The sequence below is a fragment of the Micromonospora echinaurantiaca genome, assembly GCF_900090235.1.
GTDB classification, from domain to species: domain Bacteria; phylum Actinomycetota; class Actinomycetes; order Mycobacteriales; family Micromonosporaceae; genus Micromonospora; species Micromonospora echinaurantiaca.
The window spans coordinates 3,107,983-3,127,399 of the sequence record NZ_LT607750.1 but is presented as its reverse complement, the minus strand read 5'-3'; the positions used below and the strand labels follow the sequence as shown (position 1 = coordinate 3,127,399).

Genomic DNA, 19,417 nt, shown 5'->3' with positions numbered 1-19,417 from the left:
GTGCAACAGCGTCGCTACGACGTGGCACGGAACATACCTTTGACTGACCGAACAGCCAGCCTCGCCCGTATCCGAGTTGATGTTCACCGATCCGAATCGCCCACGCTCGCGGCACCGGAATAGCTGTCGGCAGGCCGACCTCACGAACAAACAGCAGGGGAGGAAGGATGGATCTATTTCGACCTAAAAGGGCATTCCAGGTGGTGGTCCCCGCCGGGTCGACCTCTCGTATCCCGCAACCCCGCAGCGCCACCGACCACTCCCACACCGAGCCACGGAGGTTGTCGCGAATGCGCTCGCTTGAGGAGGCGATCCGGACGGTGCCGATCCCCGGGGCGCCGCCCCCGCTGTCGCGCGAGGGGGCCGCCGTCGGCCTGGCCTTCCTCGACATGGCGCTACGGCAGAACCACATCCGCCGCCTCACCGAACGACTCTCCTTCGTGGAGCATGGGGTGGCGAGCAGGACCACCGAGGTGGACGTACGGTTGAGCCTGCTGGACGCCAGCCAGCGCGAGGCCAGCCAGCTCTTCCAGCGGCTGAGCAGCCGCAGCGAGCGGAAACCAGAGCAGGAGCAGCCGGCCAGCCCCACCATCTGGGTGCCGGTGACCCGCATCTCGCGGTTGAGCATCGCGCCGATCGACGTGGTCGACGCGGCCGGTAGCAAACTCCCGCGCCTGACCCAGTACGAGACCTCCCGGCTGCTCGCCTCCGGTCTCTACCGACTGCTGAAAGGGATCCTGTCCAGCCGGCCGGAGTCGCGGCAACCCTCCACCCTCAGCCGGCTGCTGCGCGAGGAACAGGCTCGGTGGCTGCTCCAGGCGGCCCTGCTCGCGCTGCTGACCGAACGCAGCAGGCCACTGGGTGATCTCGACCACCCCGAGTACCGACGCCAGGCGGCCCCGACCGCGGTCCCCTCCGAGGACCGGGACTGCCGCGACCTCGTCCTGTCCGTGCTGCGGGACTACGAACCGCAACTGGACTCCTACGCCAATCTGCTCGACGTGGCCCTCAACAACTACCTGCTGGTGACCGCCCTGGACGCGACGAAGGACGACCACCTGTTGAGCTACGACGCGCCGGTGCACCCGGACCGGCCGGAACCGGCGACCGGGCCCCGCCGGTTCCGGCCGCGCCGGATCTGGTCCCGCTCCACCGGGCGGTACCGGCTGCAGTACCTGGCGCGGGTACCGGCGAGCCTGCGGTCCTACCACGTGGTCGCCGAGACCGAGCCCGGTGTGCACATCGAAGCGATGTCGCTGGTGACCGACGTCGACGAGGTACGGGCGAAGGAACTGGCCACCGACCTGCGGACGCTCGCCGGTCGGCTGCGCAAGCACAAGCCGGTGCGGCAGACCGAGACCCGGCTGCTGGAACTCGAACTGCAGGGGGCGCTCGGTCGGCTGTCCGAACTGCTCCGGACCCGGCAGTGGGATGCCAACCAGGCCGGACTGGAGCTGCCGACAGGCGCGCTGCGCCGCAGCGGTCGGCTGGTCACCCGCTACCTGTCGGCGGAGCGGCTGGTCAACGAGCAGGACCGGATCGAGGCGCCGCTGCTCAGCGATCCCGCCCTGACCCCGGCGAGCCTCGAAGAGGCGGCCGAGGAGATCGGCGCGCAGCAGCTCGGCTCCGACTTCTCCATCGAGAACGACCCGGCGAGCACCCGCGCGCACGCCTACTGGCGGCGCAGCTCACCCCGGTCGGTCCGCGGCGAGCACACCTGCGTGACGTGCACGCTGACCCTGCGCGACGCCACCGGAGCGCGCCCCGGCAGCGTCATCTCCTTCGCCGTCGCAGTTGCCGCCACGATCTACCTGGTCAGTGCGCTCCTCGCGAGCAACCCCTGGCCGTACGGCGGCTCGGCCCAAGGGTCGACGAACGCGGACGCGGTGGTCGCCGTGCTGCTGCTGGTGCCCGGGTTCCTCTACACCCGGTTGGACCTGCCGATGCGCCACACGATCCTCGGCCACCTGCGGCGGCTGTCCCGCCGGCTCGCGCACCTGTCCATCGGTTCGGCGGTGGCCGCCTCCGCCGCCATCGCCACCGGCCTCGACGGCACCCCACTGGGGGTGACCCTCGGCCTGGCGACGGCACTGCCGCTGCTGACGGCAGGCCTGCTGCACCGGCGGCTGGCCCGGCAACGCGACATCGCACCCGCTCGACTCTCCGCTCCGCGATGGCTGCTACCGGCGTCCGGCTCGGACGCCCCGGTGGACGCCGTCTTCCGATCGACGGGATGGGACCATGAGTGACGAAGAAGACGCCTCCCCGGCCGCCCTCGCCGACCTCGCCCGAGCCGGGTTCCTGATGGCCCGGCAGTCCCTGATGCAGGTGAACTTCGAGGTGCACCACGTCCGGGACCGGGCCGGATACCTGCGTGAGCTCTTCGACCGCCGGGCCGTGGCCGAACACTCGCCGACGCCCGGCGCCGGGCGCGGCCGCAACGGCGGCACCCCGGACGCCGCTCCGCCTGTCGCCGAGCGGCCGCGGGAAACCCTCTCGTCGGCGGCGAACGGCGTCGGCCTGGTGATCGGCACGTACGCCGGCGCGCTCCCGCGCGACATGCAACGCCGCCGGCAGGGCAGCGACCTCCCGGTGGCGCTGCGGGTGGACCACGTCTCCCCGGACGCCTGGGTCTTCCAGGGCACGGCGTGGCCCAACCCGGCCTTCATCTATGAGACCGGGCAGAAGTTCGAGGGACTGATCCTGGTCGAGGAGCGGACCACGCGCTGGTCGAGCTTCCAGAGCCGGGCGATCGCCGAGCTGACGGCCGTCATATCGAGGATCGCCGCCGAGCACAAGGCGCCGCTGCTGTCCCTGCACGCGCCGGTGCAGATGCCCGCCCGCGCCGAGGCGCGGGAGTGGCCGGTGCCGTCCGTGGTCGCCGTACGCTTCTCCATCGCCCTACGTGGCGCCGACGCGCAACGGCGACTGGCGCTGGCCGAGACGCTCGCCGACTTCGCCGGCACCCGCGGGTACGGGTTCTGGCTCGCCGACACCCGCGCCGGCCACCGGCAGGGCAACTGGTACCTGGTCCGCCCGTACGACAGGTCGAAGGTCGAGCAGTACGCGGACTGGACCGGCTGCGCCGACCTGCAGCCGCGGTACTGCCTACCGGTCACCTTCGTCGGCCCCGCCCGCGTCGGCTCGACCAGCGCGATCATGGCCTACCTGCGCGAGTTCCCCGAACTCGGCGTGCTGGCCTGCTCAATCATCTCGCTAGACGACCTCGCCTTCATCCACCTGCAACTCGCGGTCAACCGGCTCCCCGCCGGCGGGATCGACGAGTTCGAGGTCGAACTACTCCGGCGCATCCGCTCGGCGCACGTGGACACCACGCAAGGCCGCACCAGCTCGCCGCAGGAGCTGCTCCCCGAGATCCTGCCGCTGGTCACCGGCAACGGCAACGGCCGGCCCGGCGTCGAGAAGCTCGCCCGCCTGACCGAACGGGCCGGCGACTACCAGTCCCTCACCGGGCCGACCATGCTCGTGCGGCCCGGCGAGGGCAGCGACCGCATCCCGCTGTGGTTCTCCTGGCGCGCCGTCGGCACCGACGACGGTCTCGCGACACCCCTGATCGCCTTCATGGACGCCCTCAAGGCCATCGGTCTCGCCCCAGCGGGAAGCGGCGTGGAGGACGCCCGACACCACCCGAACCTCGACTACCTCGTGTGCCGCGACGTCGGCGAGTCGATGCTGCGGGGCCGGGGCAAGATCTCACTGCCCCGCCACATCCTGCACCAGTCCCCGGACACCCGACCCAACGTCATCGGCGCCCGGATCTCCACCAGCCTGGAGGACGCCTGGCGCGCGGAACTGAGCCGGCACGCGCTGCCGGGTGGCGTGGAGATCTCGGTGGCCTGGGTGGAGTACCGGCTCAACAACTCCACCACGCTGATGTGAGGGCGGCGGGGCCGGACTCGGGAGCTCTGCCGATACCGGTTAGCCAGCCCGTACGCGGCGGCAAGGACAAGCGGGAAGCCGAGGATCCGGCCCCTGGGGGTAGCCCCGAGTGGCGAACGACCGTGAGTACTTGGCCTAACGCGCCACTTCGGGTTCACCAGATATTCAACAGCCGGGTTATGAACCCTCCGAGCGCGAGGGCTGCCAGGCCGAAATAGACGACGACGGCGAGGTATCGGTCAGACGAGCGGAGCGGCTCTCGATAGAAGCCCTCCGAAAAGGCCTCGGGCCTGCCCTCGTATACGTCCCGCGGGCTTCTTCTCCACCTGAGATAGGCGACCAGGTGTACTGCCCCGGCCTGGGCGAGGAACACGACGGCTAGGGCAAGGAGCAAGGTCACCATCGGGTTCTGTCCGGACACACGATCGAGCGCGCTCACGAAGGCTGAGCCTGTCATGGCACCTCGTCTGCATGGGGGGGGGCGCGATGCTGCACCACAACCTACTCAATGCGTCTGCGGTACGACTCCCGCCGTACCGCCTCGGTTAGATCACGCCATGTACCAGCCGAGGTCCTCATCATCCGGTCGACCATCTCTCGGGCCGATCCTTCGTCGGGGAAGTCGTACAAGACCTCACGCCCTCCGTCGCCTCCGAGACGGCCACGCACCCGCCAGCGCTGGCCGTCGGAGACCAACCAGATGTCCCGCCGGGCAATGCTGCCCGAGGCCGCGTTCCACCAGCGACCATGCACCTCCACCAGCAGGAGCCTAGTCGAACGCATGTTCGATCCGGCCGGCTGCCGACGTGTCGGGTCTCAGGACCTGCGTGACCGGATCCGTTCCACCAGATGCTTGACAGTCGGCCTTGGCCTGCGGCGAGACTTCGCAGGGCAGGAAGACCGGGAGGGTGCCTTGATCTCGACGGAACTGGAGCTCTTCGCGGACTACTACCAGATCCACCTGTTCGATGACGGGTCCGTAACCGATTTTGGGGACGCCTGGACCGAAGAGGCTGTGCTCGACCACCTTGCCGTCGACACGGACGCCATGGCGGTTGGTACCACCGTCAACGTCAACGTGGCCCTGACCGTCGAGGTGTTGGAGGCAGCGCCAGAAGAGGACAGCGCGAAGTTCGACCACGTCGTGGAGGCAAGCCTGCAAGTTCCCTCGGGCCGACTCGTCGTCATGGGCAGCACCGACTACGAGCCAGAAGCTACACGGTTCGGGATAGCGGCGGGACCGGTTCGCGTACGAGCCGCGAGAAGCAACCTGGCCGAAGCAGAACGTCTCGGCATCGATTCTGATGACGATCCGGCGACAATGGAGCGACTTCGACTGCAGGTATGGCCCGCGCCGCATGCTGACCCAGCCGTCATCAAGCGCTGGAAGCCGCTGGAGGCTTAGCTCGCCCACCGACAAGCGCTGCCCACAGCGATCATTGACAGCCCCCAGTGATCTAGGGCAGGAGCCGCCGACGAACACCCTGTCATGCCGATGTGAGTGCGTTCTTAGCCGCGAGAAGGCTGGCGATCATGCCGAGGGGTTTGGCGTTCGGCTCCTCGACGACGTGGCCGTTGACACGCGATGATCCTGCCGTGTCCTCGGAGCGGGCATGGATGTCAGCAGGTGACCAGCACGACCGGTCGTGATCCGTAGTAGTAGGCGCTGTCGCCCTGGCGCTCGCCCGCACCGGGTTTGAGCCGCTCGATGACGACGAAGCCGTCGGTTGCGTACATGGAGAAGGCCTTCCAAGTGGTTCCACCAGGCAGTGGAACGGTCGCTCGCACCGTGCCTGTCCTCGCGTCGAGACAGGCGAGCTCGTTTGCCGACGTCAAGAGGTAAACCGCATCGGCGCTGGTGGCTATCGCGCTGCCGCGGCTTTCGAGGGCGATCTGCCATATCTCGTCACCGGTATCCCGTCGTAAGCCGCTGACCTGCCCGCCTGTCCGGCGGACAACGACATCACCGGCGATGACGTCATCGATGTCGGACGACGCTACAGGCTCCTTGGTAACGGAGCCATCGGCCTGGATACGCCATGTCTCGTCCGGGCCCACCTGGAAGCCCTGGCATTCGGAGGACTCGGTGCGGCACGCAGTCAGCCAGCGAATCCAGGAACGTTCCGCTGGAGCTGACGAGGAGGAAACGCCCGGTGGTACCCAGGCACCGATGGGGCGACCGGTGCCGGCTTCGTAGAAATGCATCGTGTGCAACCTGTCGGAGCACAGAATCGTGGCGAAAACCTGCTCACCGGTCCAGTCGACGCCATGGCAGGGTGGCAGTTCCACGCTCCACAACTGACGGCCGCTGATCGGATCGAACGCGTCGACCTTGGTGTCACCGGAGCTGATTACTACCGGGGACGAACCGGACCGGGCGCTGTAGAGGCTGAAGAGTGTTTCGTCGCCGTAGACCGTGTGGGTGCCGGTGCGCCGCCCCCAGTACTCATCACTGTCTTTGGTCTGGACCTGGGTCGTCCAGGCGATATCTCCACGCTCGGCATGCAGCGCTACGAGTTGCCCGTCAGACCACTTCACCACGACTACGGACAGTGCGGTGTCGGCGGCACCGAACGTGACGACGCCGACGACCTCCGCCGGCCACCGGTGGTAGGACCAGTAGGAATCCGTGCCGTCGGGCGCGGCGACCGGCTCGGCCCACACGTCGTTCTTGGTCGCGAACACTCGCAAACGACGGTCCAGAATCAGCGGGGTCGCGCGAAGCTGGGCGACAACCCCGATACTGGCTGCTGCTGGCGCCGGGTACGGGGCCTCCGCCGTTGAAAGCTGAGACCCGGGACGTAACACGAGCAGCGGCACCGATACGCATGACACGACGGCCAGGACTGCCGCGACTACCGCCGCCCAAACCCACCACGGCCACCACCCGGCGATACCCGCGAAGATCGTCGTTCGGCGCATAGCGAGGGACATTAGGCGAACCGAGTCATCGACGCGAGTAGGGCGGGCGTAGGTGTGCCCGAGACGCCGACCGGCAGGCGAACGCTTGGGACTGGGGCCTCCCAGAAACGACATTGGTCGCGCTCATCTGCCGCAGAGCGGACGCTCGTGAGTGGCCCTGCTCCGAGCTTCGACTCGCGTCGGTGGTTTCCTGAATCTCCCGCGGCCGAGGCCAGCGAGCCGCGCCTGGCTGTCCGTAGGATCCAGCCGGGCGAGGGAGGCGAGGCGGAGGTGCCGTTCACGGGTAGTCACGTCGCGGCCGTGCTGCCGCTGACACGGTCAGCGTGGCTGGTGCCGTCGGCCCTGGTGATCGGGAGCATGGTTCCCGACCTTCCCTACTACCTGCCGCTGCCGGTGGAGGCGACGCTGACCCACTCGCTCGCCGGCGTCCTCGGCGTCGACGTGGTGCTGGGTCTGGTGGCGTTGGCCCTGTGGCACGGGCTGCTGGCCCGCTTCCTGACCGCCATCTCGCCGGCCCGGCTACGCGAGCGCCTACCCCCGCCCGCGCGTCAGCGTCATTGGCCGGCTGGCCGTGCGGCGATGCTGGTCGTCTCGCTGGCCGTCGGCGCGGCGACACACGTGCTGTGGGACTCGTTCACGCACGACGGGATGTGGGGCGCCACGCACATCGGCTGGCTGGCCGAGCCGCACCTCGGCACGGCCGGCTATCGCTGGGCGCAGCGCGTGAGCACCATCGTCGGCGCCGCCGCCGTCGTGGTCTGGCTGGTTCGATGGTGGCAAACGCAGTCGCCCACGCCCGCGACCGCGCAGCGGCCACTGGCCGAGCGGGTGCTCGTAGTGGCGGCCTGGACGGCCATCGGGCTCGCCGCCACCAGCGGCGCCGCCCTGGCCGCCACCGAGGAGGTAGCACCGCAGCGAATGGTGTTCCTGGCCGTCACCCAGGCCGGCGGTGCCGGTTTGACGACCGCGATCGTCTTCGCTGCCTGCTACGCCGTCCTGGCCCGGCACGACCAATCGACCCCGCGCTGACCGCAGCCGCTCACGGAGCGCGCTCGCCAACTCAGCTTCCACGGCAGCGACCTTCCCGCCGCCGCAAGGACCACGAGTCGACTGGCGGGCGGCGGACCTGCACCACCGCCTCGCCACCGTTGATCTGCAGGCGGTCATCGCCACCACCACCGCCGAACTCCGCGCCACCACCGGCACCAGCCCCGCCGAGCAGATATGGCACCCGATCGGCCACGACACCGGCCGCCACCGCCTCATCGACCTGCCCGACACCGACACCCACCACGACAACGAGTTCCCCAACCAGCACGCGCCCGGCCCCCATGCACGGTCCGCCTAACGGAGCCGGCGAAACCGGCGATGTGTCGGCGGTTCGGCACACCGCCGAGCGCGCTCGAGCCGATCAGGCCCCGGCGGGACGCCTACGGGCCGACCGGGTCGCTGCGACGTGCGGCCAGCCGGCACGCTGCTCGAGGCCCCGACCGCCGGGGCGCCTTCGGGTTTGGGCGTGGCGCTCACGAGGGTCGACGGCGGCTCCTGCGCTGGCGGGCCACGTCGAGCAGGTGGTCGAGCGCCTCCGGTGACCGGCCGGTGGCCGTGGCAAGCGCTGACAACGGGTCGGCGTGCCCGCGGCCAGCCAGGTCCTCGAAGACGGCGAGCAACGCCGACTCGAAGCCGACACCGGCGGCACCTCGGGCCAGCTCAGCGAGCCGTCCTTCGATGTACCGCCGCACCATCACCTGGTACGCCCCGGCGCTCGGCAGTTGGTGGAACTCGGCGACCATGTCGTCGACCTGCCATTCCATCCGATGCAGAGCCTCGGAGGTAAGGCCGCGCTCCCGGACGTCGGGCGCGGCGTCGTCGGCAACGCGGACGACGATCTCGTCGGGTCCGGCAATGCCGACCGGCTCGGCTCCGGCACGCCAGCGTGCGGTGATGATGCAGCCCGTGCTCTGACGAGACAGCTCGACGGATCGATCGGTGCCGGTGCGATCGCGATTCGGCGGGGACACGACACACCCCTTTCCGGTGCCCGGTGGCACCTCGGTGGCTGGATGACGCTGTCGACGTCAGGGGGTCGCCGTCGGAGTAACCGCGCCCATGGCGCTGCCGAAGAACATCAGGAACGTGAAGGCGATCATCGGGCCGACGAAGACGTAGCCCATGACCAGACCGGCGACCGCCATGCCGTGGCCGGACCGGGTGCCGTCCCGGGTTTCCCGCAGGGCGAGGTGGCCGAGGACGACGGCGAGGATGCACGGCAGGCCGAACAGGCACCAGCCGCCGAGCACGCCGAGGATCCCGAGCACCATCGACGCCGTCGCCATGCCCGAGGTGAGCGGCGGCTGCACCGCCGCCCGCTGCGCCGCCGGCGGGTAGCCGCCGGGCCGGTACGGCACGACGGAAACCGGCGGGTACGGTCCCGGCACACCCGACACCGGCGGGTACGGTCCCGGCACAGCGGACACCGGCGGGTACGGCCCCGGCACAGCGGAGACCGGCGGCTGCGGCTGGTACGGGTCGTGGCCAGGCTGGGGGTAGGTCATCGTCCGGGTTCCGTTCTTCCGTCGAGGCGGGTGAGCAGAGCGCTCACCTCGGTGTGCAGGCGACGCAGCTCCGCAGCGGTGGGCGCCAGCTCGTAGCAGTGGTGGTGCGCCGCGGTGGAGAGGGTGGCCCAGGCGAAAGCGACCCGCCGGGCGGTCTCCGCGCCCGGGCCGAGCCGGCCGCGCAGCATCAACTGCTTGGCGCGACCCTGCCGGCAGGCGGCCACGGTCGGCTTGACCCGCCGCCAGTAGCCGTCGATGCCGCCTTCGAGGGCGAGCCGGATCAGGCAGGCGCAGGCTCGCGGCCACCAGCCGGCGGTCACCGCGGCGGCGCCGAGCGCACCGGCGCCGCGCAGCAGCTGGTCGGCCGCCGCCAGGCAGCGCTGCGGGGTCGGCGCGGTCACGACAGCGCCGCCGTGAGCAGGCGGGCGTCCGCGACCAGTCCGGGCAGGTCCGCCAGGTACGCCCCGTGCACGCCTTCCCGGCACGCCTGGTACGCGTTCACCGCCCGCCGCCCGTGCCGGCGGCTGAGCCAGCCGAGCACGTCACCGCCCCGGTCGGCGTCGTCGAAGGCCGCCAGCGCGACGATAGTGGTGAGCCGCCGGGAGGCCGCCTCGATCGCCTTCTCGATGTCGGCGTGCGGCACGCCCCGCCCGACCCGGGTCCGCCAGATCACCCGGTGGCAGGCCGCCTCGATCGCCGAGCGGCACAGCTCCGCGACCACCGGTCCGCGTACCTCGGCCGCGATCTCCTCGTTGCGGGCCAGCGCGTACGCGTCGTCCAGGTACCGGGTCACCGGATCGGAGCCGGGCCGCAGCGTCACCACCGACCGCTCCGCTCGGGTCACCTCGATGATCCGGGCGCCACCGAGACCGAGCCGGGTGACCGCGTCCGGCAGTCGGGTGTCGTGGGTGAAGACCACCACCTGCCGCTGCTCGGCCAGCTCCGCGAGCACCCGCGCCAGACCGTCCACCTTGGCCGGGTCCATGCTCTGCACCGGGTCGTCAACGACGATGAACCGGAACGGGCTCTCCGGCGCGCAGCCGCGCGGCAGGAACGTCGCCAACCCGAGGGCGTGCATCTCGCCCTGGCTCATCACCCCGAGCGCGGTGCCGTTGTCGGCGCCGTCCACGCTCACCGGGAACACCACCCGCCGCCGGGTGTTCGTGCCCGCGAGGGTCATCGCACCCAACTCGACGTTGCTCTCCTGCCGCAGCTGCGCCCAGATCCGCTGCGAGTGCTCGGCGAACGGCGCCACCCGCTCGTTGCGCAGCTGCGCCGCGGTGTCCTTCAACCAGGCCCGCGCCGCCTTCAACCGCGCGAGGGTCGCCTCCCGCTCCGGCAGCCGGCCCGCGGCGTTGACCCAGCCGCGCAGCTCGGCCGCCGCCCGCCGCCACCCGGTGTCGCGCTGGCGCAGGAACCCCTCGGCGTACGCACGTGCGGCCCGCGCCGCCGTCACCACCGCCGGGTACCGCGCGGGGAGGTGCGCCGCCAGCTCCGCCGGCTCACCGGGTACGTCCCGCAGCGCGGCCACCGCCTCGCGCAGCGCGTCGAGTGGCGTGTCCGGCAGGTCTCCGTCGGGCACCGTGACGTCGTCGACCAGGTGGCGCGCCTGCCGCAGCAGGGCATCCAGCCGGGCGGCCGCCGCCTGCGCGGCGAGACTGCGGTCCCGCAACTGTGCCAGCGACGCGGACGCGGCCGTCTGCCATTGGGCGTCGAGGGTGCCGGCGGCGCAGACCGGGCACGGGCCGTCGCCGGCGTCCTCGTGGTGCTCGATGGCGAGGCGGAGCAGCTCGGCGCTGCGCAGCGCCGCCCGGGACCGCCCGCCGTCGTGCCGCTGGGCCTCGGCGGTGGCCTCCGTCAGCTGGGCGGCCAGCCGGGTCACCTCCTCCGGCGCCGGCAGGGTCAGCTCGACCAGCCGCCGGCACAACAGCAGCGGCCCGTCGGCGGTGACCTCCTCCGGCTCGTCGCAGATCGCGGTCAACGCCGCGAGATCGACCGCGCCTCGACCGGCGAGCAGCACCCTGGCCCGCCGGGCCCGGTCGTCGGCGATGTCGGCCAGGCCGCCGAGGAGGGCGACGCGCTGCGCGCGTACCTCCTTGATGGCTGCTTCGACGGGCCGGGCGGCGGCCATCAGCCGCTGGTCGGCCTCGGTGATCGCCTCCAGGCCGAGGATCGCGGAGATCGCGTCGAAGAGCTGGCTCTGCGTGCCGGCGGTCAGCCGGCCCAGCTCGGCGGCGGTGAGGAACGGCCGGTACAGCTCCAGCGGGCGGGCCAGGCCCAGCTCGGCGAGGTCGGCGTGCCGACCCTGGTCGCTGGTGACGGTGACCTCCGCGTCGGCCAGCGCCGCGCCGAGCGGCCACGACCGGGTCACCGTCACCGGCGTCGCCACACCGTCGACTCGCAGCTTCGCCACGATCCAGCACGGGTCGGGGGAGTGCAGGTTGCGCCACCCCGTACGCCAGACGCTGTTGCGGTCCGCCCACCGCGCGCTGTCGCCGGTCAACGCCAGCTCCACCGCCTCGGCGAAGCTCGACTTACCGGAACCTTTGCGACCGACCACCAGCGTGAGGCCCGGACCGGGACCGATCTCGACCGTGCGTTCCGGGCCGACGCCGCGGAACCCGGCGACGGTGACCGAGGAGAGCCAGATCTGCTCCTTCGGGCCATCGTCGACCGAAGGACCCGGGCCGATGCTGGTCTTCTCGCCCCGCAGAGCGGCGGCCAGGTCGGCGTCGCCGCTGAGCGCGGCGAGGACCACCTCGGCGGTGTGATCGGGCACGTCGTCGTCGGCGAGCCGTTCGAAGATCAGCTCGACCAGGGGCTCGGTACGGGACCTGCCGACGGTCGCCGGTGCGGGGGAGTGCTGGCGGGGAAGCTGCATGGTCGTCTCCAGGCGCGAGGTGTCCGCGGGCCGGCGAACGCGCCGACCCGCCCGGGGGAGCGGCGGAAGAGGTTTCGGTACGTGTAGCTGATGTCGTGAACGGATCAGTGCTGGTCAGTCGGCTGTCGAACCGTTCTGGCGGGCGTGTTTGGCGAGATCAGCGGGCGGGGCGCCATTCGCCGCAGCGTTCGGAGCTGAACGCGTAGTCGGAGGAGCGGATGGTCACCTGCACCCGGCGGGCACTGTTGGTGAAGTAGTTGTCGATGATGTCCCCGGACTTGTTCTGCCGCTCCCAGTAGCAGCCCTCGACGTCGGTGGTCACGTACGTGCCGGGTTTGATTTCCTTGCCTACGCGGAACGTGCCGGGCCCGAAGAGCCGCCCCTGCGCCTCCAGGTCGATGTCGCGCTGGCCACGCTTGACCGCCTCACGCCATTTCTTCGCGTACGGATGCTTCGGGCAGAGCATCAGGGACGCATTGATCTCCGGGACCTGCTCGCGGCTGGCGGTGAAGCCGGGCTCGGCGTAGACGTCATCCGGGTCGACCTCGGCGCAGATCTCGTAGAGCGTCGAGATGTCCTGGTCGGCATAGCCCGACGTCTTGTAGGCGGCCTTCTCAGTGTCGGTGACGACGGTGATTGCGCCTTCGACCTCGCACGAGGTCGCCTTCGTGAGCCACACCGTCGTGAAGTCGGGCAGCCCGTCCGTGCCGGGTGTGATGGTGAGCAGCGAGGAAAAGCCCTGCTCGTCCTCACATTCGACGGTGATCGGTGCCTGCTGAGGGACGTTCTTCGGGTCGTCGGGGTAGGGGTCGGTGAGGTCAGGCAGGCCGTCGCCGTCCCGGTCGGCCGGAGGCGTCGGGCCCATCGTGAGGGACGGGCTCGCCGACGGGCTGGCCGACAGTGTCGGCAAGCTCTCGGTGGTTTGCTGGTCCTTGCCGCATCCGGTCAGCATTCCGGTCGTGAGCGCGGCGGTGACCAGCAGGAGGCTGGCACGCCGTCGAGTGTCCAGTCGGGGACCCGTCCAGGACCGGAACGACGCGGCCGTGGACCAGACGGCCCTGATCTGCTCAGTGGGAACCATGATGATCTCCAAGGTGCGAAGTCTGCAGGGGCGGTCAGTGGGGCACGGTGGAGTGCCAGTCGCGCAGGAACGCGTCGACCAGGGCATGGGCCCGGGGGCGTACGTCGAAGGACTCGCCAATCCGCCGCCGCGCCATGTGCGACAGGCTGTCGGCGGCCTCGTTGAGGGCGTGGCCGGAGTGTCCCTTGACGTGGGCAAAGGACAGGTCCGGCTGGCGACTCACCAGCTCGGCGAGGCGCACCAGCGTGGGCTGGGCGGACCACCTGCGTGGCCGCAGGCTGTAGCCGGCAGGCATAGCCTCGGTCTCGCCCGCCTGCCAGCGGTGCAGGTACCGCAGGGCAGCCAGGCTGTCCAGCAGCACGGTCAGCCCCGACGGCACCTCCTCGTACGCGGAGAGCAGGAAGTCGACCGCGCGCAGCTCGTTGATCAGGACCCGCGAGTATCCGGTCGGGTCCAGCCGGCCGGTGCCCCGGCTGCGCAGGCCGTAGTGGCCGTCGCTGACCACGTACCCGATGCCGCCGGCGCGGCCCTTCCAGCTTGCGTCGGTGGCGGCGACCAGCGGCGCGGTCGTCCCCGCCCAGCGGCCGACCCGGCCGCGACCGAGCTGCTGGTTGGTCGGCTGCGCCCGGCAGGCCGAGCCGTGCCCGGCGGCCTGCTGCTCCGCCGCGTCGAGCAGCTGGGCCGCCGAGCCGAACTCGTCGTAGTGCGCGGCGGTGAGGGCGAGGCGCACGGCGTCGCCGATCCGCTGGCAGTCCGCGCAGTGGGTCGCCCGGGCGTAGGCGCGCAGCGCGAGGGCGCGCTCGTGCAGCGGAGTGGGGAGCAGGTCCAGGGCGCGGAGGAACTCATCGGGACGCATGGCTGCTCCGCTCAGAATTCGCAGACGTCGGTGACGACGGCGGTGAGCTTGTCGCTGGAGCGCTTGGTGCTGGCCATCTCCTCCTCCTGCACGGAGGCGGAGTCTCCGGTCACCTCGAAGGTGTTGATGATCGGGTCCTCGGCGCCCTTGACCTGGTACGTCACCTCGTACGTCTTGGACGGGTCCAGGTCGCCGTCACCGGTGTAGGTCACACCGATCCGGTAGGTGATGTTGCAACCGGCGCTGCCGAAGCACTGCTTCTTGAGGACCTTGACCTTGAGCTTGAAGTCGCTCTTCGTCGGGGTCTCGTAGGCGAGAACGGGCGGCGAGGTCGTAGCGGGCGCGGTGGTCGGCGCCGCGGCGGTGGTCGGGGCGGACGTGGTGGAGTGCGCCTGCGGCGCGGCGGAAGCAGCGGCCTTACCGTCGGACGGCTCCTCACCGCTGGTCGTGGCCGGCAGCGCGCCGCAACCGCCGAAGCAGAGCAGCAGGACCAGCACGATGGCGCCGGGGATGGTCCACCGGACACGGGGCTTCCTCTGAACGGTGTCCTGCGGAGTGGCGGTGTGCGTCGTCTCGGGCTGGGCCTGGGGATCGGGCTGCGGGTCCGGCTGGGCCTGGGGTTCGGTCATAGTCATCTCCTCGTCAAGGCGGTGGTGGGTTGTAGCTGTGCCGGCGGAGCGGTGTGGAGCTGATGTCGTGGACGGATCAGGCGGAGGGAATGCCGACGACCTCGACCTCGACGCCCTCGTTGCGCAGGGACTTCATCGCCCGGTAGAGCGCCACTTGGGCGAAGGTGAAGAGCGAGTGGACGGTGAGCGGCTTGCCGGAGCCGAGGGCGATCGCGTAGATGACCTTGCGGGGACGGAAGTCCGCGTCGATGAGCCGCGCCGTCGGCTGCTGGCGGACCATTTCGACCAGGGCTTTCCGGGCGTCCGCCTCGTAGCGCAGCGCGTCGACCGATACCTCGCCTTGGGCGAAGAGGTGGCTCAGTGCTGAACTTCCCTTGGCCCTCTTGACGTGGATCAGCTCGTCGTTGGGCCCGAGCAGGTCGCACGCCTCGATACCGCGGTGGTGCTGGCTCGTCCGCAGCAGGCGCCGGTCCAGCAGCGTCAGACCACAGACAGCGGCGGCGTGGATGTTGTACTCCGCCTCGTCAGTCAGGTCGGCGGTCCATGCCGGGAGCGCGATGCTGGCCGGCACCGCGAGGATCTGCTCGATCTCGGCGCGGAGGAACTCCCGGTGCCGGTCGCCGATCTCATACCAGCCGCCCTCATGCAGCAGCAGTTGACTCGTGCCGTGTGGGAGCTGGGCGGTGATCCATCGCGACGCGGCGGTCGAGCCGATCTCTTCCTCGCCCCTGGTGTCGGCGCAGAGGGTGATCCGTCCGTTGCAGAGGGAGGCCCAACGCTCGCCCTCCGGCACACCGCCAGTCTGGGTGAGGATGTCGGCGAGGGTGAGCTCCGACAGACGCGCCGTGCTGAGCCCCGACTTCGGCACCCGAAGCTTGTACGACCGGATCCGCTCGATCTCGCCGAGCACCCGGCCCGGTACGGCCAGACCGACCTCGTCCGGGTCCGGTGACGCGAGCAGCGCGTCAAGCCGCCCCTCCACCTCGGACAACCGCGGGTCGCGGGACGGGATAGGACGGATCTGGGTGATGAACTCCAGGTCCTCGAAGGGGGCCTCCTGCTTGCAGACCCGATTGATCTCTCGTAGATCGGCGAGCAGGTTCTCGGGCTCCACGCCGAGGTGGATACGCAGGGCATCGCTACCCTCAACCGGGGTGGCCTTGCGGGTGGACCGGCAGACAGTCAGGTTCGGGTTGAACGTCCGCCCGCATACCTGGCCGACGATCTCGCCCCACTTGTCGATCCCGTACATCCGAATGTGCTGACCGCCCGGCACCATGTTGCGGTCCACACGGCCGGTGGTGCCGAATACCCGGCGGCGCACCTGCTTGATCTCGTCGGGAGCAAGCGAACGGACCGCAAAGCCGATCCCGAACCCGGTGTTGGCCAGGTCCAGGTCGACCATGTGGCGACCGACGGTGCCGTAGGCCAGCGCATAGACGTGGTCGTCGACGGCCACGAGCAGCGCCGCGCCGCCACTGCTGAAGCCGAGGTCGATCATCTCCCCGGTCAACGAAGCCAGCACATCGCACCAGTCCGCCCGCTGACGCGGCACGGTTCCGTGCACCAGGAGAGCCGGTGCGCCGGCCACCAGGCGCTCCTCGACCGTGAAGTCGTGCTTGCGCAGGTACCGCTGGTCGACGGCGTCGTGCAGACCCTCGGTCGTCGCCGGTACTCGCTCGAGCTGGTAGACCGAGGTCAGATACGTGCCCTCCGGCCGCTCGGGCAGGTCGAGGTCGAAGAGCGTCGGCGGATCGTGGCGAGGTCGGGTTACGTCCTTGCGAACGACCCGGTGGTTGGCCGGTCTGGTCGTGGTCGGCGGGTTCGCACGGCGCATGTCGGTCTCCTCGCGTCGAGAGCCGGGATGGCGGTTGTGCGGGGAGGGTGCGCCGGGGCGGGCTTCGCGGGGCCCGCCCTCGGCGCAGCTGGTCAGCTGAGCGCGACCTCGACGCCGCCGGAGAACGGCGAGTCGTGCAGCTCGAGCTTGGCGAGCTTGGCCTTCTTCGGAATGTCGAAGACCACCACGCCGGTGACCTGGTTGCCGGGGTTGATGTCGTTGAGGAACGTCTCAGCGTTCTTGTTGGCGTAGATCGCGGCGCCGGTGTCAGAGGAGTACTCGGTGCCGTCAGCCGCGTACGCCTTCTGGCTGCTTCCGTCGAACATCTGCGCCTCCTTGCCGATGTTCTTCACGTTGATCGTGATCAGGCAGAACTGGCCCTGCGCCTTCTCGCCGAGCAGGTCGGTGCCGACCTTGGCGACGCCGCACTTCGACGACTTCACCGTGAACTCGAACTTCCCGTCCCGAGCCGGCTGGCCGATCTTGGCGGTCTTCGCGGCCTTCTCCTCACCCTTGGCGGCACCCTCGCCGCTGCCCGAGCTGCTCGCGGTGTCGGTGGCCCCGGAGCCGCAGCCCAGCGCGACGACGGCGGTGGCGATCAGAGCGAGAGTGGTGGTCTTGCGCATCGTTGTCCTCCTGGTGTGAACGTTGCGGCGTCAATGAGAGCACCGTCTGTGAACTCTGTCAACACACATGATGCTTGACGGGTGTGACACACTTCGGAGGTGCAGGTGAACCCGACCATCACGGCAGCGGAGATCGCCCGGCTCGCCGGGGTAGGTCGCGCCGCCGTCAGCAACTGGCGGAAACGCCATCCCGACTTCCCGACGCCGGTGGGCGGCACCAGTGCCAGCCCGGAGTTCGATCTCGCCGAGGTTGAGCAGTGGCTGCGCAAGCAGGGCAAGCTCCCCGAGCTGTCCCGGGCCGACCGGCTCTGGCGCCACCTCGCCGCAGTCTCGGCGAGTCCGGCGACCGCACTCGCCGCCGTCGGCGCCCTGTTACTCGCCCGGCAGCGCGGCGAACGACCACGCCGCCTCGACACACCCGTCGCCGACCTGCGACCCGAGATCGAGGCGCTCGCCGAGGAACTCGGACCGCAGGCCGCCTTCGACGAGCTCTGGCAACGCTTCTCCACACCCGGCCCCGGCCGCCCATTTGCCACCCCCGACGAGCTGGCCGACCTGATGGCCGGGCTCGCCGGCGTCGGTGGCGGCTCCGTGCTCGACCCGGCCACCGGCTCCGGCGCCACGCTGCGGGCCGCCGTCCGCGCCGGCTGCACCTCGGCCTATGGGCAGGAGCTCGACGAGGACCTTGCCAAGCTGGCCGGACTCTGGCTCGCCCTGCGCGAGGTACCCGGCGAGGTGTGCCCCGGCGACTCGCTGCGCGCCGACGCCTTCGCGGGCCGCACCGTCGACGCGGTGGTGTGTCACCCGCCGTTCGGCATCACCACCTGGGGGCACGAGGAACTCGGCTACGACCCCCGCTGGGAGTACGGCATCCCGCCGCGTACCGAACCGGAGCTGGCCTGGGTGCAGCACACCCTGGCCCACCTACGGCCCGGTGGACACGCCGTCCTGCTGATGCCACCCGCGGCCGCCGGCCGACGCGCGGGCCGACGGATCCGCGCCCAGCTGCTGAGAAGTGGCGCGCTGCGCGCCGTCATCGCGCTGCCCAGCGGGGTGGCCGCGCCGCACGGCGTACCGCTGCATCTGTGGGTGCTGCGGCGGCCGCTCGCGGACGCGCCCGCACCGGCGCGGGCGCTGCTGGTCGACGCCGCCGAGGGTGAGATCGCCGACCTGTCCGCGCGGATCCTCGCTGCCTGGCGGGCCTTCACCGCCGCGCCGGACGCCGACCTGGAAGAGGCCGGCTTCGTCCGCGCTGTGCCGATCATCGAACTGCTTGACGAGGAGGTCGACCTCACCCCCGCGCGCCGGCAGCCTGCCGCCGGGGTCGAGCAGACCGGCGAGCATCTGGTACGCACCCGAGAGCGGCTGGCCGCCATCGTCGGTGACCTACCGGCGCTGATGCCGCAGGTCGCGCCCGCATCAGACGGGGTGACGCCGCTCGTCGTCACGGTCGCCGAGCTGGCGCGCGGCGGCGCGTTGCAACTGATCGGCCCGATCCGAGCCGGCTCATCACCAGACGGCGGCGGATCAACCGGCGGGCCGCCGGTGCTCACCGTGCCGGATGTCTTGGCCGGTGTCGACGCCTCCGGGCAGGCAGACGAGCGACTCGGTCAGGAGATCCCGCTTGCCATCGGCGACGTGGTGGTGCCGATGATCGCCCGGACGCTCACGGCTCGGGTGGTCACCGCCGACGGGGCACTGCTGGGCCGCAACCTCTACCTGCTGCGCCCCAACCCGGCCGCGCTCGATCCGTGGTTTCTCGCCGGCCAGCTCCGCACTTCGGCCAACGAGAAGCAAGCGTCGAGCCTGTCCGGGACGCTGCGCTTCGACATCCGGCGGGCGCAGGTGCGGCGGCTGCCGTTGGACGAACAACGGGCGCACGGGGAGGCGTTCCGGCGCCTCGACGCCTTCGAGTCGGCTATCCGACAGGCCGCGTCGCTGGGCGCTGACCTAGTCCGGCTCACCGCCGATGGCCTGGCCCGTGGCTCGCTCTACCCTGATCAGCGCTCGAGTCGGAAGCGACCGGCGAAGTAAGGGGCCCTGACCCCCGCGCCTACTGACGGAACAGGCCCCTGATCTGCACCGGGTGGGGGACTGCAACGTTGGAGACCAGCGGCCATACTCCTTGGC

General features: G+C 70.6%; 17 protein-coding genes. 5 read left to right on the top strand and 12 right to left on the bottom strand.

What is annotated here, in order from left to right; genetic code table 11:
- Nucleotides 1-290 precede the first annotated feature (290 nt).
- Both GA0070609_RS14290 and GA0070609_RS14285 read left to right on the top strand, forming a co-directional pair.
- A complete protein-coding gene (locus GA0070609_RS14290; protein ID WP_088994262.1) occupies nucleotides 291-2,249 on the top strand; it encodes a hypothetical protein in 1,959 nt (652 codons plus the stop codon).
- Nucleotides 2,242-3,900 carry a hypothetical protein gene (locus GA0070609_RS14285; protein ID WP_088994261.1) on the top strand — a complete coding sequence of 553 codons (1,659 nt, stop codon included), beginning with the start codon at nucleotides 2,242-2,244 and terminating at the stop codon, nucleotides 3,898-3,900. Before GA0070609_RS14290 ends, GA0070609_RS14285 begins: the two co-directional genes overlap by 8 nt.
- A 154-nt stretch (nucleotides 3,901-4,054) precedes the next feature.
- Here GA0070609_RS14285 and GA0070609_RS14280 read toward each other — a convergent pair whose 3' ends face one another.
- Nucleotides 4,055-4,339: a hypothetical protein gene (locus GA0070609_RS14280; RefSeq protein ID WP_157748164.1), complete on the bottom strand. Its 285-nt coding sequence runs from the start codon at nucleotides 4,337-4,339 to the stop codon at nucleotides 4,055-4,057.
- A 474-nt stretch (nucleotides 4,340-4,813) separates the two neighbouring features.
- Here GA0070609_RS14280 and GA0070609_RS14270 point away from each other — a divergent pair, with 474 nt between their 5' ends.
- Complete coding sequence (locus tag GA0070609_RS14270) at nucleotides 4,814-5,305, top strand: hypothetical protein (protein WP_088997730.1); 492 nt, start codon at nucleotides 4,814-4,816, stop codon at nucleotides 5,303-5,305.
- A 215-nt stretch (nucleotides 5,306-5,520) separates the two neighbouring features.
- On the opposite strand, the gene GA0070609_RS14265 is transcribed toward GA0070609_RS14270, so the two are convergent.
- Nucleotides 5,521-6,822, bottom strand: coding sequence for an outer membrane protein assembly factor BamB family protein (locus GA0070609_RS14265; RefSeq protein ID WP_269459284.1), 1,302 nt, complete (start codon nucleotides 6,820-6,822; stop codon nucleotides 5,521-5,523).
- Between the two features lie 54 nt (nucleotides 6,823-6,876).
- On the opposite strand from GA0070609_RS14265, the gene GA0070609_RS14260 reads away from it, so the two are divergent.
- Nucleotides 6,877-7,851 carry a DUF4184 family protein gene (locus tag GA0070609_RS14260; protein ID WP_331716925.1) on the top strand — a complete coding sequence of 325 codons (975 nt, stop codon included), beginning with the start codon at nucleotides 6,877-6,879 and terminating at the stop codon, nucleotides 7,849-7,851.
- Between the two features lie 31 nt (nucleotides 7,852-7,882).
- Here the strand turns inward: GA0070609_RS14260 and GA0070609_RS33215 are convergent, their stop codons facing one another.
- From GA0070609_RS33215 to GA0070609_RS14210, 10 genes are all read right to left on the bottom strand, one after another.
- Nucleotides 7,883-8,140: a hypothetical protein gene (locus GA0070609_RS33215; RefSeq protein ID WP_157748162.1), complete on the bottom strand. Its 258-nt coding sequence runs from the start codon at nucleotides 8,138-8,140 to the stop codon at nucleotides 7,883-7,885.
- A gap of 205 nt (nucleotides 8,141-8,345) precedes the next feature.
- Complete coding sequence (locus GA0070609_RS14250) at nucleotides 8,346-8,843, bottom strand: hypothetical protein (RefSeq protein WP_088994256.1); 498 nt, start codon at nucleotides 8,841-8,843, stop codon at nucleotides 8,346-8,348.
- Nucleotides 8,844-8,900: 57 nt separating this feature from the next.
- Complete coding sequence (locus GA0070609_RS14245; protein WP_157748161.1) at nucleotides 8,901-9,230, bottom strand: DUF4190 domain-containing protein; 330 nt, start codon at nucleotides 9,228-9,230, stop codon at nucleotides 8,901-8,903.
- Between the two features lie 143 nt (nucleotides 9,231-9,373).
- Nucleotides 9,374-9,778, bottom strand: coding sequence for a hypothetical protein (locus GA0070609_RS14240; RefSeq protein WP_088994254.1), 405 nt, complete (start codon nucleotides 9,776-9,778; stop codon nucleotides 9,374-9,376).
- Nucleotides 9,775-12,258, bottom strand: a complete 2,484-nt coding sequence (locus GA0070609_RS14235) for an AAA family ATPase (protein WP_088994253.1) — start codon at nucleotides 12,256-12,258, stop codon at nucleotides 9,775-9,777. Before GA0070609_RS14235 ends, GA0070609_RS14240 begins: the two co-directional genes overlap by 4 nt.
- 157 nt (nucleotides 12,259-12,415) lie before the next feature.
- Nucleotides 12,416-13,351: a hypothetical protein gene (locus GA0070609_RS14230; protein ID WP_088994252.1), complete on the bottom strand. Its 936-nt coding sequence runs from the start codon at nucleotides 13,349-13,351 to the stop codon at nucleotides 12,416-12,418.
- A gap of 22 nt (nucleotides 13,352-13,373) precedes the next feature.
- On the bottom strand, nucleotides 13,374-14,195 hold the full coding sequence (locus tag GA0070609_RS14225; protein WP_088994251.1) for a ribonuclease HI: 822 nt from the start codon (nucleotides 14,193-14,195) through the stop codon (nucleotides 13,374-13,376).
- A gap of 11 nt (nucleotides 14,196-14,206) precedes the next feature.
- On the bottom strand, nucleotides 14,207-14,824 hold the full coding sequence (locus tag GA0070609_RS14220) for a hypothetical protein (RefSeq protein WP_088994250.1): 618 nt from the start codon (nucleotides 14,822-14,824) through the stop codon (nucleotides 14,207-14,209).
- A 76-nt stretch (nucleotides 14,825-14,900) separates the two neighbouring features.
- On the bottom strand, nucleotides 14,901-16,661 hold the full coding sequence (locus GA0070609_RS14215) for a DUF6119 family protein (protein ID WP_088994249.1): 1,761 nt from the start codon (nucleotides 16,659-16,661) through the stop codon (nucleotides 14,901-14,903).
- Between the two features lie 92 nt (nucleotides 16,662-16,753).
- Nucleotides 16,754-17,287, bottom strand: a complete 534-nt coding sequence (locus GA0070609_RS14210; RefSeq protein WP_088994248.1) for a DUF4352 domain-containing protein — start codon at nucleotides 17,285-17,287, stop codon at nucleotides 16,754-16,756.
- Between the two features lie 99 nt (nucleotides 17,288-17,386).
- On the opposite strand from GA0070609_RS14210, the gene GA0070609_RS14205 reads away from it, so the two are divergent.
- Nucleotides 17,387-19,321: an N-6 DNA methylase gene (locus GA0070609_RS14205; protein WP_088994247.1), complete on the top strand. Its 1,935-nt coding sequence runs from the start codon at nucleotides 17,387-17,389 to the stop codon at nucleotides 19,319-19,321.
- Nucleotides 19,322-19,417: the final 96 nt, after the last annotated feature.